Annotated in this window: 13 protein-coding genes; 9 read left to right on the top strand and 4 right to left on the bottom strand. The window is 62.9% G+C overall.

Annotation, left to right across the window (positions count from 1 at the left end):
* Positions 1-267: 267 nt before the first annotated feature.
* From ACSR87_RS16485 to ACSR87_RS16465, 5 genes are all read left to right on the top strand, one after another.
* Positions 268-1,209 carry a branched-chain amino acid ABC transporter permease gene (locus ACSR87_RS16485; protein ID WP_004041317.1) on the top strand — a complete coding sequence of 314 codons (942 nt, stop codon included), beginning with the start codon at positions 268-270 and terminating at the stop codon, positions 1,207-1,209.
* Complete coding sequence (locus ACSR87_RS16480; protein ID WP_498531309.1) at positions 1,206-2,360, top strand: branched-chain amino acid ABC transporter permease; 1,155 nt, start codon at positions 1,206-1,208, stop codon at positions 2,358-2,360. Before ACSR87_RS16485 ends, ACSR87_RS16480 begins: the two co-directional genes overlap by 4 nt.
* Complete coding sequence (locus tag ACSR87_RS16475; RefSeq protein WP_006600108.1) at positions 2,360-3,118, top strand: ABC transporter ATP-binding protein; 759 nt, start codon at positions 2,360-2,362, stop codon at positions 3,116-3,118. Before ACSR87_RS16480 ends, ACSR87_RS16475 begins: the two co-directional genes overlap by 1 nt.
* A complete protein-coding gene (locus ACSR87_RS16470) occupies positions 3,115-3,858 on the top strand; it encodes an ABC transporter ATP-binding protein (RefSeq protein WP_006600107.1) in 744 nt (247 codons plus the stop codon). Before ACSR87_RS16475 ends, ACSR87_RS16470 begins: the two co-directional genes overlap by 4 nt.
* 222 nt (positions 3,859-4,080) lie before the next feature.
* Positions 4,081-5,340, top strand: a complete 1,260-nt coding sequence (locus ACSR87_RS16465) for an outer membrane protein assembly factor BamB family protein (protein ID WP_498531308.1) — start codon at positions 4,081-4,083, stop codon at positions 5,338-5,340.
* Between the two features lie 63 nt (positions 5,341-5,403).
* Here the strand turns inward: ACSR87_RS16465 and ACSR87_RS16460 are convergent, their stop codons facing one another.
* The 4 genes from ACSR87_RS16460 to ACSR87_RS16445 all read right to left on the bottom strand — a co-directional run bounded on the left by ACSR87_RS16460 (position 5,404) and on the right by ACSR87_RS16445 (position 11,275).
* Entirely contained in the window at positions 5,404-6,237 is an 834-nt protein-coding gene (locus ACSR87_RS16460; protein ID WP_004041312.1) for a phosphoenolpyruvate hydrolase family protein, read from the bottom strand.
* 119 nt (positions 6,238-6,356) lie between these two features.
* The gene (locus ACSR87_RS16455; protein ID WP_498531307.1) at positions 6,357-6,767 is read right to left on the bottom strand and encodes a cupin domain-containing protein; all 411 of its coding nucleotides are present in this window, start codon (positions 6,765-6,767) and stop codon (positions 6,357-6,359) included.
* A gap of 929 nt (positions 6,768-7,696) precedes the next feature.
* The gene (locus ACSR87_RS16450; RefSeq protein WP_006600105.1) at positions 7,697-8,650 is read right to left on the bottom strand and encodes an AEC family transporter; all 954 of its coding nucleotides are present in this window, start codon (positions 8,648-8,650) and stop codon (positions 7,697-7,699) included.
* A 1,485-nt stretch (positions 8,651-10,135) separates the two neighbouring features.
* Entirely contained in the window at positions 10,136-11,275 is a 1,140-nt protein-coding gene (locus ACSR87_RS16445; protein ID WP_498531306.1) for an ABC transporter ATP-binding protein, read from the bottom strand.
* 210 nt (positions 11,276-11,485) lie between these two features.
* On the opposite strand from ACSR87_RS16445, the gene ACSR87_RS16440 reads away from it, so the two are divergent.
* From ACSR87_RS16440 to ACSR87_RS16425, 4 genes are all read left to right on the top strand, one after another.
* Entirely contained in the window at positions 11,486-12,865 is a 1,380-nt protein-coding gene (locus ACSR87_RS16440) for an ABC transporter substrate-binding protein (RefSeq protein WP_498531305.1), read from the top strand.
* 63 nt (positions 12,866-12,928) lie between these two features.
* Entirely contained in the window at positions 12,929-13,804 is an 876-nt protein-coding gene (locus tag ACSR87_RS16435; protein WP_006600104.1) for a carbohydrate ABC transporter permease, read from the top strand.
* On the top strand, positions 13,797-14,672 hold the full coding sequence (locus tag ACSR87_RS16430) for a carbohydrate ABC transporter permease (protein ID WP_008572806.1): 876 nt from the start codon (positions 13,797-13,799) through the stop codon (positions 14,670-14,672). Before ACSR87_RS16435 ends, ACSR87_RS16430 begins: the two co-directional genes overlap by 8 nt.
* Complete coding sequence (locus ACSR87_RS16425) at positions 14,669-15,388, top strand: hypothetical protein (RefSeq protein ID WP_498531304.1); 720 nt, start codon at positions 14,669-14,671, stop codon at positions 15,386-15,388. Before ACSR87_RS16430 ends, ACSR87_RS16425 begins: the two co-directional genes overlap by 4 nt.
* Positions 15,389-15,390: the final 2 nt, after the last annotated feature.

Here is a 15,390-nt window from a genome sequence, read left to right as displayed (position 1 = left end):
CGATACGAATACAACGTACCAACTCCCTTGTTGGGCAGTCGAGACTCCCTCCGCGGTCATTTCACCCGCGTTCGACTGCTCGAACGCCGCTTTTTCTCGGTCGCACGGGCCTCACATTGACGCCCGGAGACGACCCCCGCCGCACCCGGAGAGCGGGCCGCTGCCGTGTCAACAGTCAGCGAAACGCAAGATTAACATACTGAAGAATTCATGAATAATCGTGCACACCATGAACTGCTTACTCACAGCTGTACCGAGGTGGCTGCGATGAACGTCGACGGCGTCGTCGGATTCCTCTTCATCGCGCTGAGCGTCGCGTCGCTGTATCTGCTCGTCGCGGTCGGCCTGTCTATCGTGTTCGGGTCGCTTAAGTACGTGAACATGGCCCACGGCGTCCTCTACCTGAGCGGCGCGTACATCGGGCTTCTCATCGCGTCGAGCGAACAGTACGGCGGGCTGTTGAGCGACTTCGGGCAGGTCGGCCTCGACTGGGGGTTCGTCCCCGCGCTCGTGTTGACGCCGGTGGTCATCTTCGTCGTCGGCGTCGCGATGGAGCGCTGGATTGCGAAACCGTTCTACGAACGAGAACTCCTCGACCAACTGCTCGTCACGTTCGGCATCCTCATCGCCGCCCAAGAGCTGGTCGCCATCCTCTTCGGCCGAACGGGGACCATCTACCCGCGTCCGGAGTGGCTCACGGGCGCGATATCCCTTCCCGTCATCGGAACGCCGCCGGGAATGAGCGCGGCTTCGACGATACGCGTCCTCGTCGTCGCGCTCACGCTGTTGCTCGTCGCCGGTATCTTCGCGTTCTTCAAGTACACCGATTACGGCCTCGCCGTCCGGGCGGGGACCGAAGACTCCGAGATGACGCAGATGCTCGGCATCCGTATCGGGCGGCCGTTCCTCCTGATATTCGCCGTCGGAGCTGCGTACGCCGGACTCGCGGGCGTTCTCGGCGGGTCGCTTTTCAACGTGACCTCCGAAATCGGCATGGAGATAATCATCCCGTCGCTGGTCATCGTCATCATGGGCGGCGTCGGCAGTTTGCGCGGGACCGTCGTCGGCGCGCTCCTCGCCGGGCTCACCTTCGCGGTGGCGACGGAACTCGAACCGAGCATGACGCAGGCCAGCATCTACCTGCTCGCTATCGTGGTGCTGACGATTAGGCCGAGCGGTATCTTCCCCTCGGCGGAGATCGGACAATGAGCACGGACAACATCCACAAGACCGTAGCCGAAGCATCGTCGTTGATTAGCTGGGACACCTGGGACCGAATCAAACACACCGAGTCGTTCGTCCTCCTGTCGTCGGTGCTTTTCGTCCTCCTGTTCTCGTACGCATTCGGCCGCGCGCCGGTCGTCTCGGACGTCTTCCAGGGCTATCACGGGCTGGCGATTACCATCCTCATCTGGTCGATATTCGCGCTCGGATTCAACCTCCTTTTGGGACAGACCGGCCTCCTCTCGTTCGGCCACGCCATGTTCTTCGGGACCGCGAGTTACGCCGCGGCGCTGTTCGCGATTCACGTGTACAACGACCCGCTGGCGGTCATCGTCGTCGGGACGCTGGCCGCGGTCGCCCTCGGGGCGGTCGCGGCGCTGATTCTCCTGCGCCTCCACACGGTGTACTTCTCCATCGTGGCGCTCGCCATCGGGCAGTTCCTCTACTTCCTCGCCCGCGAGCCGCTCGTGGAAATCACGAAGGGGATAAACGGCCTCGAAGTGCCGCGGTCGGCCGTTCTCGGGGTCTTCGAACTGGAACACCAGTACGGCGGCCTCCTCGGGGAACTCGTCGTGAACAACCTCTATCTCTTCGTCGGCGTCTTCTTCGTCGCCGTCGTCGCCTCCATCACGCGCATCCGCAAGTCGCCTTACGGGCTCATCTTCAAGGCGATTCGCGAGAACGAGACGCGGACGGCGTTCGTCGGTCTCGACGTCTGGCGCTACAAGTTCGCGGCGTTTCTCCTCTCTGCGGCCATCGTCGGCCTCGCCGGCGGGCTGATGGCCGTCAACACCCAGTTCGCGGGCGTCGAGCGCCTCTACTGGTCCGTCAGCGGCGACGTGGTCGTCATGACCGTCCTCGGCGGCCTCGGGACGCTCGCCGGCCCGGTCATCGGGACGTTCGTGTTCTTCTACTTCAAGGGCATCGTCAACGGCTTCCCGACGCTCGGCAACTACTGGCTGCTCCTGCTGTCGCTTTCCTTTACCACGGTCGTGTGGGTCTACCGCGACGGCATCTGGGGGATGATTACCGCGCTCACCGGCGCGCTCCGCGACCCCCGAGAGCTGGTCGCCGCGGTCAGGGCCCGAGTCACGGGCGGCGACTCGACCGGCGACGCCCCGGGAGGTGAGGACTGATGGCGCTGCTCGAAACCCGCGGACTCACCAAGGAGTTCGGCGGGCTCACGGCGCTCGACGACGTCGACATCGACGTCGAAGAAGGCGAACTCGTCTCGCTCATCGGCCCCAACGGGGCGGGCAAATCCACGCTCATCAACACGATTACCGGACGCCTGCACCCGACCGAGGGCCAAGTGTCCTACGCCGGCACCGAGCTCGTCGGGATGAAACCGTTCGAAATCGCACAGCTCGGGGTCGGCCGGTCGTTCCAGACCGCGTCGATTCTCCCCGAACTCACGGTGCGCGAGAACGTGCAGGTCGCGTCGTTCGCGGCCGAACACGGCTCCTTTCGGGTCAACTTCTTCCGCCGACGGGACTCGTTCGACGAGGTCCAATCGCGAACGAACGACATCCTCGACACCATCGGCCTCGATTCGAAGGCCCGGATGGAAGCCGGCTCGCTCCCGTACGGCGACAAGCGGCGCTTGGAGGTCGCCATCGGGCTGGCGACCGACCCCGACCTGCTGTTCATGGACGAGCCGACCGCCGGCATGTCCCCGACGGAGACGCAGATGACGGTGAACCTCATCCACGACCTGCTGGCCGACTGGGGGATGACCATCTTCCTCGTCGAACACGACATGGACATCGTCTTCGACGTGTCCGACCGCATCTTCACGCTCCACCAAGGACGGCTCATCGCGCAGGGGACTCCCGAGGAGATTCGGGAGAATCCGGCCGTCCGCGAGGCCTACCTCGGAGGTGGAGAGCAATGAGCCTGCTCGAACTCGACGGCGTGCACGCCTACTACGGACCGAGCCACATTCTCCGCGGCGTCTCGCTCGATATCGACGAGGGCGAGGTCGTCACGCTCCTCGGCCGCAACGGCGCGGGGAAGACGACGACGGTCCGCAGCATCGCCGGGACCGAACCGCCCGCCATCCGTTCGGGGTCGATTCGGTTCGACGGCGACGACATCACGGACTGGCCGGCCGACAACATCGCCATGGGCGGCATCGGCGTCGTCCCCGAGGGGCGGCGGCTGTTCACCGAACTGACGGTCGAGGAGAACCTCGAAATGTCGAAAATCACGCGCGGCTGGTGGAACACCATCCGTCGGGGCGGCCTCGGCGGCGGCGAGAGCACGATGTCGATAGACGAGTTGTACGACCTGTTCCCGCGGCTCGACGAGCGGCGCACCCAACAGGCGGGGACGCTCTCGGGCGGCGAACAGCAGATGCTCTCCATCGCGCGGACGCTCAGGCTGCCGAACCTGAAACTGCTGTTGCTGGACGAGCCGACCGAGGGACTGGCCCCGCAAATCGTCAAGGCGGTGGGCGACTCCATCACGGAGATTGCCGACCAGGGACTGACGGTGCTTCTCATCGAGCAGAACGTCCGCGAGGCGCTCCGCATCGCGGACCGCGGCTACGTGCTCGACCAGGGCGACATCGTCTACGGAGGCACCGTGGACGAACTCGAATCCGAAGACCTCGACGAGTACCTCGTCGTCTGACCGCGCCGGCCTCGCGCCCCTCGCTGCGACCGACCGCGCTCCGTTCTTCCACCTCGCTTCCGTTTCGGTCCGTTCTCGTTTCGATGTTCTCCGCGGCTCTCGTTCGGCTCTCGTTCCGGTTTCTATCTCGGCGCTCAGTCTCGCATTTCGAAGTCGTTTTTTCACCCCGGTCGCCGTCAGCCAGTCGACAATATTATTTCGTGACACTCGAACACACGGGACATGAAACGGACCAATCGACGACGGTTTCTCGCCGCGTTCTCCTCGTCCGCGTTCGCGTTCACCGCGGGATGTCAACGCCCGGTGGCGTCCGCGTCCGAGCGCCACCCCGTGTCCGAGCCCGTCACCTCGTGGCCGACGTTCCGCGGAGGACGCTACAACACCGGCTACATCGGCGACGTGTCACCCCTCGATTCGGAGCCCTCGGTAGAGTGGACGTTCGAGGCGGACGACGCGTTCTGGGGGAGCCCAATCGTCGCCAACGGCACCGTCTACATCGGGAGCGCGGACAGCGCGCTGTACGCGCTCGACGCCGAGACCGGCGAGAAACGCTGGTCGTTCGAGGCCGGACACCGAATCGAGGGGACGCCGGCCTACGCCGACGGCGTCGTCTACATCGGGTCGTACGACAAACATCTGTACGCGCTCGACGCCGAGACCGGCGAGAAACGCTGGTCGCGGGGATTCGACGGGCTGATTCGCGGGAGCCCGACGGTTTGGGACGGCACGGTCTACACCGGGGTCGGCTGTCACAACCTCGCGTGCGCGTGGTACGCCGAGGAGGCCAACGTCTCGGAGACCGGCTGGGTGTACGCCCTCGACGCCGAGACGGGGGAGACGGAGTGGCGGTACGAAGTCGGTGACGAGGTCGTCAGCACTCCGGCCGTTACGAACAACCGTGTGTACGTCGGCACCTCCGACGAGGCGCTGTACGCGCTGTCGCGGTCGACCGGCGAGGTCGAGTGGACCTACGAGACCCGCGATATGATATGGTCGAGTCCGGCGGTCGCCTACGGCTCCGTCTACTTCACCGACTGGAACGGGAACGTCCACGCCGCCGACGCGGCGACGGGCGAACAGGAGTGGCTCGCTGACACGGCGGGCCGGTACATCTCGGGGTCAGTCGCCGTCGGTGAGGAGGCCGTCTACGTCGGTCACACGCCGTACAACACGCTCGACGACCCGACGACCAACCACGCGAAGGTGTTCCGCTTCGACCGCGGGAGCGGCGCTGAGAACTGGAGCTTCGAGACGCCGGCGCTGGAAGTCGGGAGCAGTCCCGTCCTGACTGAAGACGTGCTCTACGTCGGAACGCACCGGCAGTCGGACGGCGACGGCGTCGGCGTCCACGCCATCACGACGGACGGGCAAGAAGAGTGGTTCATGGAAATCGACGGGCGCGGCGTCGGGTCGAGTCCGGCGCTCGTCGACGGGCGACTGTACTTCGGCGGGACGGACGCGAAGGTGTACGCAGTCGAGTAGTTTGACGGCGCGGAACAGCCCTCACGACGGTCCGTATTCGGTAGCTGTGGCTTGGAGACCCCTCTAGAACTCGATTTCCTTGAACTCGCGCGCCTGATTCTCGATGGCCTCCTCGGTGGCGAGGCGCTCGATACTCGACGCGCCGAAGAAGCCGACGACGCCTTCGGTGTTGTTGAGGACGTACGCCGCGTCGTCGGGCCACGCGATGGGGCCGCCGTGGCAGATGACGTGTACGTCGTCGCGGACCGCCTTGGCGGCGTCGTGGTGCGCCTGCACGCGCTCGGCCGCGTCGTCGAGGTCGAGCGCCGTCTCCGCCCCGATGTCGCCCGAAGTCGTCAGCCCCATGTGCGAGACGATAACGTCCGCGCCGGCCTCGGTCATCGCCGCGGCCTGCTCTTCGGTGAAGACGTACGGGCACGTCAGCATCCCCTGCTCGCTCGCCTCGCGAATCATCTCGACTTCCTTGTCGTAGCCCATCCCGGTCTCTTCGAGGTTCTTCCGGTAGCTGCTGTCCTCGTCGATGAGTCCGACCGTCGGGAAGTTCTGGACGCCCGAGAACCCGCGGCGACGCAGGTCTTCGATGAACACGCTCATGTCGCGGAAGGGGTCGGTGCCGTTGACGCCGGCGAGCACCGGCGTGTCCTCGACGACCGGAATGACCTCGTGGCCCATCTCGACCACGATTTCGTTGGCGTCGCCGTACGGCAGGAGGCCGGCGAGGGAGCCGCGACCGTTCATCCGGTAGCGTCCCGAGTTGTAGATGATGAGGAGGTCGACGCCGCCGCGCTCCGCGAACTTGGCGGAGATGCCGGTACCGGCGCCGGCACCGATGACCGGGTCACCGGCTTCAATCGTGGCTTCGATACGGTCGAGTGATTCAGCACGAGTATACTTCATCCGGATTGACAGGCCATCGCGTGCGACTTTAATATTTCGGAAGAATCGACCGGCAGCCGAGTGTCCGGCGAGCGACGCGGCCGCGCCGTCGTCGATACGGGGGCGCTCGTGCGCTCGAATCAGTTGTCCGGGAACTCGCCGGGCGGGAAGACCGTCGCGTCGTCGTCCTCGCGAATCACGGCTTCCGGGCCGGGTGGACAGTAGACCGCGAGGAACCGAAGCGGCTCCCACGAGGTGTTGATAGTGCTGTGTTCGACGCCGCTCGGGATGTGAACCATGTCGCCCGCGCCGACCGTGCGCGTCTCATCTTCGATGGTCTGTTCGCCCTCGCCGCCGAGGAAATACAGTATCTCCTCGCTGTCGGGATGGGTGTGTCGCTCGTGGCCCTTCCCGGGTTCGAGCAACACGATGCCGGCGCTGAACCCCTCGGAGCCAGTAACTTCGGGGGCGTTCATCCACTTCAGCGTGCCCCAGTCTAATCGAATCGTCTCCACGTCGTCCGGCTGGACGAACCGCTTTTCGGATACCATGACGTGTTGAGTCAAACAGTATCAATTATTAAATATTTTGGTGGGCCGAACGCGCTTGCCGGACCCACCGAGCGGCCGTGGCCGAGCCGCGATTTTCGAGAGGGAAACAGTGGCTCGGAGCAGCAGGTCGTGGATTTTTTGCCACTGAACCGATGGAAGAGCGGTTCAAACTCCGGTTCGTCTCCAGTTGCCCAGTCGGCACTCGCGTCGGCGGCTGCTCCGTTCTCGTGTTGTAAATTATTAATACAGATATACATTCGAGGGCGACGCGAGCGCGAATTAGTCGGTGGCTGACCGAGAAACGCGGCCGAAGCGAGGGTACCGTACCGACATCGGCGGACTGTTCCGTCTCGTCGATCCGAACGATTTTCGCCTCGCGCGGCAGATGCGGATTCCGACCGCCACGAACGGCGTCGTTTGCGTGTCGAACGCGAGTCGCGTGGGGGGCCGAGGGCGACTCCTCAAACACGGGTTTTCATATCGAAAATGAGGTGAGCAGGCACGCGGGTGGCTCGGCGTCGTGTCGGTACTCGCCCGCATCTTTGGTCGGCATTACTGACGTACGTTCGTCACACATCCATTACAAGAGTACGCCTGTAATAGCTACACCGTCACCGAGCGTTTACGAGACGAGGAGAGGTCAGTCGTGGTCGCCAGTCGAGTTCCGTTCTGTGCGTCCGCCCCGCGTGAGCGCCGAGCGATGTCGTGACGTTGGTACGCCGGCAGTACTCTGAATACCCGCGAGACGTGGCGACCGCTCGGTCCCACCCCGTTTACGAGAACACAACCAGCACCGACTCCGCGTCGGGTGACGAGACGCGTATCCGAAAGTGTACGAGATGCAAGCAGCGCACCGCAGAGGCTGTTTTCGAGACGTGAAGTAGCGGGGTCCGACGGCGACAGCCCGAATACGGCCGTCGCGAGTCGGTTCAGAACAGCGCACCAGCTTGGAGGACCGCCACGAGGACGGTCAGGACGCCGACGCTGGCGACGGTGGTGGTGAAGATGGTGGTACTGAGGTACTCGGGCGCGGTGATGCCGTCGACTGTCGTCTCGTCGGCGTACTCGATGGTGAGCGCCAGCGGGATGACCGCGGCGGGCGTGGCGCATTCGAGAACGAACACTTTTGCGACTGTCGGGTCACCGAAGCCCAACGCGAGCGCGAGGCCGAATCCGACGAGCGGCGCGACGACGAGCTTCAGCGCCGACGGGGCGACCGACCGCGATATCGCGGACACGTCGGTCTCGGCCAGTTGGATGCCGAGGATGAGCAACATCACCGGAATCGACGCGTCGCCAACGAGGCCGACGGTCTCCATGAGCGCCGCGTCGGCCGGCGGGACGACCCCGAGCGCGCGGGCGACGACGCCGGCGACGATGGCGTACAGCAGCGGGAGACGGAATATCTCGGTGACGGCGTCGAGTGCGCCCGCGTCGGAGCCGTTGGACGCGATGTAGACGCCGAGCGTGTAGACCACGACGTTCTGGATGGTGAGGTAGATAACGGCGGTCGTCCGTCCGACCTCACCGAAGGCGAATCCGGAAAGCGGGATGCCGACGAAGCCCGAGTTCGGGAACGCCGCCGCCAGCATGAGCGCGCCGAGGAGCGGGCCCGACTCGCCCGCGAGTCGGCCGACGCCCCACGCGATGACGATCATGAGAAGGGAGTAGCCGACGACGCCGAGGCCGAGTTTGAGGACCTCCCCGCCGCCGAGGGTCGTCGTGGCGATGCTGTGGAACGCCAACGCCGGGATGAGCACGTACAGCCCGAGCGTGTTTATCGGTTCGACATCGATGTCCGTCGTTCGCGCCAGGAGATAGCCGACGACGGCGACGCCGAGTATCGGGAGAATCGCGTTCGTGAACGCCCCCGTCAACGACATGGTTGGTCTCCCGGGGAACGTCGCTTCGGCGGTCGAACGGGTTCAACTGAGACTCTACGCTGTCGCTGTGGGCCCATATCAGTTCAATATCGCTTCTGGTATAAATAGTATCGGAGACGGTTACGTGCGGGTCAAAAACCGTTGCCCACGAGAGTGACCGCCATAGCGATGTGACCCGGTCTTTTCCCTTCGAAAACCTCGTAGCCATGCATATCTCATGCAACGATAGTATAGGAAAGTCAAAGGACAGAGAGAAACGACAGCCCACAATCCAGATTTTCTCAACGATTATCCGTGAGAGCGTACTGAAAGGAGTATCGAAGGCCCATAGCCTCCACAATACAACCAGTATTTTAAATTATCCGGAAAATTCACATTATCCAGAATGTTCGAATTTTCTTCATAGGCCAGTGCTATTTCAGTAGGGTCGCAATATAAAGAACCGAAATCCGTTCGAAAACGACACCGCGATTCGCTGAGCGGGGAATGCGACCAGAACCATGGCAGGATGCTATCGACTCACCTCCGGTCGGTGGAGGCGTACGCGGCAAACGTCGTCGAGAGCGGAGTTGCGAGCCGTGAGGCCACTACGCGAACTACGACAGTCCGACGACACGCTCTCCCGGTTCGTGTCCGGGGTTTGTCATCTGCGTCGACCCCGCAGCCTGCGTAGCCACTCTCTCACTCCACGTCGACTCGCAACCGGGCCACTCCTTCGGGGTACGTTCGGTGGGACGCTTGTCGGACGTTGGCGGACCGGTATGGATACGGAAACGGATTCCGTATTAGAGAACAGCTTCGAGAGGGAGGGATTTCAGCCTTCTATGGCCTCTTCAGTACCAACCGAGAGGGCAAAGATAAACCAAATTACAACGATACGGATGTAATGGGATTGCACTGTCCGGACTTATTGATGACCGAGAGGAGAAACACAGCGTGAGTATGGAAACTACTTTCTGAGATTAAGAACACCATGGAGACTGTACTCATCGGCGTACCGCTCGATGGTCGGGAGTCGAACCGACGGAGACAGTCGGCCGTAATACGACCACCGGTCTCGTACCACCCACCGGAAAAAGGGACTGTGTATAGTCGTTCTTACACTATCTTTGGTTTCGTGTCTATGCACGTACAGTGTAACCATCGTTCACCGGAGTAACCGACGGCTTCTACTAGTTCGTTGCGGGCGGTCCCGCCGGATCAACTCGGGGGGAGCCTATTCTGTATTTCAGAATGTAGTTGTGCGTCCCAAGACCACGGGGCGGGCATGGGAAGTTCAGTCATCCACGGGTTGTATCGGCGGCGATTCGGGAGGCGTCGATAGCGTCGCCGCACCTCGCCGGAGACTAACCGTAGTGCCGACTACGGCCTTCACCGACGAATCGAACCGACGCGTCGCTCGCGTCTCCCTCCGATAAAACTAGCTCCACGTATCAGCCGTAGCTCTCCGGAAAACCGAGTTCGTTGCGTTTCACAGGGCCGCTATCAGGAGCTCTGCCCAGCCGTCGCCTCTAACGGTGGTTCTTCTTGTGCGAGAATGTTGATGCCGTCAGACTGCCGAAAGAGATGCAACCGCTCCTCGTCGAAGGCGAGCGACAGCTCTTGGTTCGTGTCGGGTTTGACATCGCCAGGCACGCGGACCCAGCACTCCTCGCCCTCGATGTCGAAGTGGAGGTAGTTGTCCGACCCCACCGGCTCGCGGACGTCGAGGAACGCTCGAACCGCGTTGGGCTCGTCGCTGTCTGTGAGGGTGATGTTCTCGGGCCGAATGCCGAGTACGAACTCGTCTACGCCATCGGCGTACTGCTTGATATGTTCGAGAACTCGCTCGGAGAGGTCGTAACTGAAGCCGTCGGCGACCAGCGACGTGCCCGACAGTCGCACCTCGAACTGGTTCATCGGCGGGTTCCCGACGAAGTCGCCCACGAACAGGTTCCGAGGTTCGTTGTATATCTCCTCCGGCGTCCCTATCTGCTGGAGTTCGCCGCCGTCGACAACGGCGATGCGGTCGGACATCGTCATCGCCTCCTCTTGGTCGTGAGTGACGTACACCGTCGTCGTCCCGAGCGTGTCCTGGAGTTGCTGGAGTTCCGTCCGCATGTGCAGTCTGAGCTTGGCGTCGAGGTTCGACAGCGGTTCGTCGAACAGGAAGACGGACGGCTCGCGCACGATGGCGCGGCCCGTGGCGATACGCTGTTGCTGTCCTCCAGAGAGGTTTCCAGGATGCTTGTCGAGTTGGTCCGTGACACCCATCATCTCCGCCGCGTCCATCACCCGCTGGTTTATCTCGTCTTCGGGGAGGTCGGTCGTCAACTGCAACCCGTAACTCATGTTCTTGCGCGCGGTCATGTGCGGGTACAACGCGTAGTTCTGAAACACCATCGCGACGTCCCGGTCCTGCGGCTGGACGCCGTTGACGACCCGGTCCCCGATACGTATCGTCCCTTCTGTGATATCTTCCAGACCCGCAATCATACGGAGCAACGTCGACTTGCCCGACCCCGATGGACCGACGATAGTCAGAAACTCACCGTCCGCTATCTCGAAGCTGATGTCGTCGACGGCGACAATATCCGAGTCGCCACCGTAGACTTTTCGCACGTTTTCGATGCTAACAGTACTCATTGTTCGTGGGTTGCCAAGAGAACTAATAATAGTTGTGGTTACCTCCGCTCGAAGTCGCGTCATTCGGGGACGCGAGCGCAGTCTGAACGGCGCTCGCTCTCTGCGCCGCCACGACAGACGGGCGAGCGAGTAGTACGTCGGATTTCATCTACCGGCAGAATTAGTCACGGAAAATAGTTTAATCCATGCCCATACATACACACATGACACATGGTTCGAGAAGCTATCACTAGCAGGACCCGTCGGAAGTTTATCAAATCTGCCGGAGTCGCGGGAACCGTCGCACTCGCGGGCTGTGCCGGTAACAGCGACAACAGCGGAGGTAGCGGAAGTGGCGGCGGTGACGGCGACAGCAGTGACGGCGGCAGTTCCGGCAACACGCGGAGTGAGTCCTACGAGCTCACGTTCTGGGAACTGTTCAGCGGCGGCGAAGGGCCGATTATGGAGAGCATCGTCAACAAGTTCAACGAGGAACAGCCGCTCGACACGGACGCGGAGGTGACCATCAACCGCCAACGCACCCCGTGGAACGAGTACTACAACAAGCTGTTCACCGCCCTCTCCGGCGGCGAAGCGCCCGACATGGCGGTCATGCACGCCGCGTACCTGCGAGCGTGGGACGGCGGTATCGACGCAATCGGGTCCTACGCCGACACGGCGTCGATTAAAGGCGATTACACCGAAAGCCACTGGGACCTCGTCACCGTCAACGACAACGTGAACGCGCTGCCGATGGACATGCATCCCATCGGCGTGTACTACAACAAGGACCTGTTCGAGCAGGCCGGCTTGGACCCCGAGAGCCCGCCGACGAACTGGGAGGAGTTCCGGCAGGCGGGTGACGCGGTCGTCGAGAACACCGACGCTCACGCGTTTACGCAGTCGCCGTACAACGACGGATTCGGGTCGTTCCGGACGTGGAGTTCCTGGGTCAAACAGCAGGGCGGGAGCCTCTACGACGACGAGTGGAACCCGACGTTCGACAGCGAGGCCGGGATGAACATCGCCCAACTCTTCTCCGACATGACCGGCGACATGGGATGGGCCCCCGCCACGAGCGAGGACACGTGGGGGAACAACGCCTTCCAGAACGGAACGTGCGCGATGGCGATGAACGGGACGTGGTACGTCGCCGCCCTGTCCGGCGTCGACGACCTCAACTGGGGCTTCTTCGAACCGACCGTCGGCCCGAACAAACAGCAGGATAAGGTCTGGGCCGACGGCCACTCCATCGTCCTCCCGAAGAAGGAGGGCCGGAGCGACGCCAAGTCGGAGATTGCCGCCGAAGTCGCCCACTGGATGACCACGCAGAACCCCTCGTGGGGTGCCGAAGCCGGTCACCTGCCCGCCGCGAACAGCATCTACGAGTCCGACACCTTCCAGAACAGCCCGTACTACGATAAGACGCTCAACAAGTACGTCGAGATGGCCGAAGACGGCGACTACTTCTACCACCCGAAGGTCCCGAACGGCGACCCGAACGCGCAGAACTGGTACACGTGGCTCGTCGACATCTGGGCGCAGAACTCCGAGCCACAGGCTGCTATCGATTCCGGAATCCAGACGGTCTCGAACGGCATCTCGGAGTAATCGAAGATGGGGATAACAGAACGCATCATGGGAGGTGAGACCGCGGCGAACAGCAAGACCGTTATGGGTCTGCGGAAGGAGACCATCGAGGGTATCGTCTGGTCGCTTCCGTACCTCGCCGTGTTCACGGTGTTCCTCATCTGGCCGGCCCTGAAGGGGCTCTACATGAGCCTCCACACGTACCCGAACAAGTTCGACCTCACCGAGACGGAGTGGGTCGGCCTCCAGAACTACGTGGAACTGTTTCAGGACCCCGTGTTTTACAACGCGATGGAGGGAACGCTCCTCTTCGTCGCTATCTCGGTTCCGGCGCTGGTCATCCTCGGCTTGGTAATGGCACTCGGCGTAAACCGGGACGTGGCCGGGAAACGGACCCTTCGGGCCATCTACTTCAGTCCGTACGTCCTCACCGTCGCGGTCGTGACGCTGGTGTGGGGACAGGTGTACTCCCAGAGCTACGGCCTGATAAACTACTACCTCGGCTTCTTCATCGACAACCCACCGGGGTGGCTCACGTCGCCGGACCTCGTCATGGCGGCGCTCGCGTTCATGACCGTCTGGTGGCTGGTCGGGTTCAACTTCGTCATTTTCCTGGCGGCCCGACAGAGCATCCCCGAACGGCTGTACGAGGCCGCTCGGCTCGACGGCGCGACCGGCTGGCGAGCCTTCAAGGATATCACGCTGCCCCAGATGCGAAACTCGGTCGTGTTCGTGGTGATGGTGCAGTTCATCCTCCAGTTCCAGGTGTTCGCGCAGCCGTACGTGATGACGCAGGGCGGCCCGAAGGACACCTCGGACACGCTCGTCTACTATCTCTACCGGAGCGCCTTCTCCCAACAGCAGTTCGGCTACGGCGCGGCGATGGGGTACGTGCTGGTCGCCATCCTCATCGTCATCGCAATCGTGAACTTCAAAGTAATCGGTGATTCAAATGACTGAAACGACATCGCAGGACTCGATACGAGCACGGCTCGACGGCGACACGGTTCGGAACGTGTTGCTCCACGCGTTCCTCTACGGCCTCGCCGTTCTCATGGCGGTCCCGTACCTGTACACGCTCTCTCGGTCCTTCCAGCCGACCGAGCTGTTGCGCGACCCGCGACCCTACTGGATACCGCCGCTCGCGGGCGAGCCGATAACGCTCGAACACTACCAGTACCTCCTGAACAACACGCTCGTCGTCGAGTGGACCATCAACACGTTCATCATCGCCGCCGGAGCGACGCTGCTCATCGTCGTCATCGACTCGATGATCGCCTTTTCGCTCACGCGGCTCGACTGGCCCGGGCAAGGGCTGGTCATGGGTGTTATCCTCGCGAGCTTCATGGTCCCGTACTACATGAACATCGTCCCGCTGTACCAGATCGTCTCGGACCTCGGCCTCATCAACTCCTACTGGGGTGTGATACTGCCGGCCGTGGCCAGCCCGCTCGGCGTGTTCCTCCTCTACCAGTTCTTCAAGGACATCCCGGCCGAGTACGAGGAGGCGGCGAGGCTCGACGGGTTCACCACCTTCCAAGTGTACACCCGAATCATCCTCCCGCTCGCGAAGCCGATTCTCTCGGCGCTGGCGCTGTTCATGTTCGTCTACAACTGGAACGCGTTCCTCTGGCCCCTCCTCGTGCTGTCGAACGAGACGGCGTACACGCTTCCCATCGGACTGGTGAACCTCTATCAGGGGAACATCGACACGCCCGGACTCCACATGGCGGTCGCGATTCTGGGGTCCTTGCCGCTGTTCATCATCTACCTCATCTTCCAGGGACAGATCGTGCGAGCAGTGCAGATGCAGGGCGCGACGGGATGAGCGAGTCAGCGGACGGGACCGTCGGCGTCCACCGCGCGCTCGTCGCCGCGGTCCGAACAGTGTTCCATCACCCCGTTCAGATGGTCGCTATCAGCGTCGCGTGGGTGCTCGCATCGGTCCCGCTGGTCACAATCGGGCCGGCGACGTTGGGCGTCTACGGCGCCGTCGCTTCCGTCCGCGAACATGGCCACATCGACCGCGACGCCGTCAGAGAGACGCTTTCGGACCACTGGCTCGACGCGCTCCTGTTCAGCGGACTCCTGGTCGCGTTCCCGGCGCTCGCCGTCTTCTATCTCGGCCGGTTCTCCGCCTCCGGGTCGGTGTTCGCGGGCGTCCTCGGGATGGTCGGGTTCTATCTCGCGTACCACGCGTGGGTCGTCTTCGCGCTGGGATTCGTCGCGCTCGCGCAGGGTGACGACGCGTTCGACGCCGTCACCGACGGCTACCGGTGGTCCGTCGAGCGGCCGGTGGCGACGGTGCTGGTCGGCGTCGTGACTGCGACGCTGCTCGTCGTGTGTCTGGTCTTGACGGTCGCACTCCCGCTCGTGTTTCCCGCGCTCGCGGCCGCGTTCCACACGGAACTGGCCGCCCAAACGCGCGACCGAGAAGAGGATGCGGCCGACGCGGCCGACACGGCCGACGCGACCGCGCCGACCGACCGTCCAGTCTCCGGTGAGAGTCCGAAAAACGAATTCTCCGCGACGTTTCGACGGTGACG

Source organism: Haloferax sp. SDI50 (assembly GCF_059802635.1).
The sequence above is the reverse complement of the archived record's forward strand: the minus strand, read 5'-3'. Positions and strand labels throughout refer to the sequence as shown.

What these genes read in the sequence shown, in the direction of transcription:
- ACSR87_RS16435 (WP_006600104.1), top strand. Translation starts at nt 12,929, where the DNA reads ATGGGTCTGCGGAAGGAGACCATCGAGGGTATCGTCTGGTCGCTTCCG.
- ACSR87_RS16460 (WP_004041312.1), bottom strand. Translation starts at nt 6,237, where the DNA reads ATGAAGTATACTCGTGCTGAATCACTCGACCGTATCGAAGCCACGATT.
- ACSR87_RS16485 (WP_004041317.1), top strand. Translation starts at nt 268, where the DNA reads ATGAACGTCGACGGCGTCGTCGGATTCCTCTTCATCGCGCTGAGCGTC.
- ACSR87_RS16425 (WP_498531304.1), top strand. Translation starts at nt 14,669, where the DNA reads ATGAGCGAGTCAGCGGACGGGACCGTCGGCGTCCACCGCGCGCTCGTC.
- ACSR87_RS16430 (WP_008572806.1), top strand. Translation starts at nt 13,797, where the DNA reads ATGACTGAAACGACATCGCAGGACTCGATACGAGCACGGCTCGACGGC.
- ACSR87_RS16475 (WP_006600108.1), top strand. Translation starts at nt 2,360, where the DNA reads ATGGCGCTGCTCGAAACCCGCGGACTCACCAAGGAGTTCGGCGGGCTC.
- ACSR87_RS16450 (WP_006600105.1), bottom strand. Translation starts at nt 8,650, where the DNA reads ATGTCGTTGACGGGGGCGTTCACGAACGCGATTCTCCCGATACTCGGC.
- ACSR87_RS16465 (WP_498531308.1), top strand. Translation starts at nt 4,081, where the DNA reads ATGAAACGGACCAATCGACGACGGTTTCTCGCCGCGTTCTCCTCGTCC.
- ACSR87_RS16445 (WP_498531306.1), bottom strand. Translation starts at nt 11,275, where the DNA reads ATGAGTACTGTTAGCATCGAAAACGTGCGAAAAGTCTACGGTGGCGAC.
- ACSR87_RS16470 (WP_006600107.1), top strand. Translation starts at nt 3,115, where the DNA reads ATGAGCCTGCTCGAACTCGACGGCGTGCACGCCTACTACGGACCGAGC.
- ACSR87_RS16440 (WP_498531305.1), top strand. Translation starts at nt 11,486, where the DNA reads ATGGTTCGAGAAGCTATCACTAGCAGGACCCGTCGGAAGTTTATCAAA.
- ACSR87_RS16480 (WP_498531309.1), top strand. Translation starts at nt 1,206, where the DNA reads ATGAGCACGGACAACATCCACAAGACCGTAGCCGAAGCATCGTCGTTG.
- ACSR87_RS16455 (WP_498531307.1), bottom strand. Translation starts at nt 6,767, where the DNA reads ATGGTATCCGAAAAGCGGTTCGTCCAGCCGGACGACGTGGAGACGATT.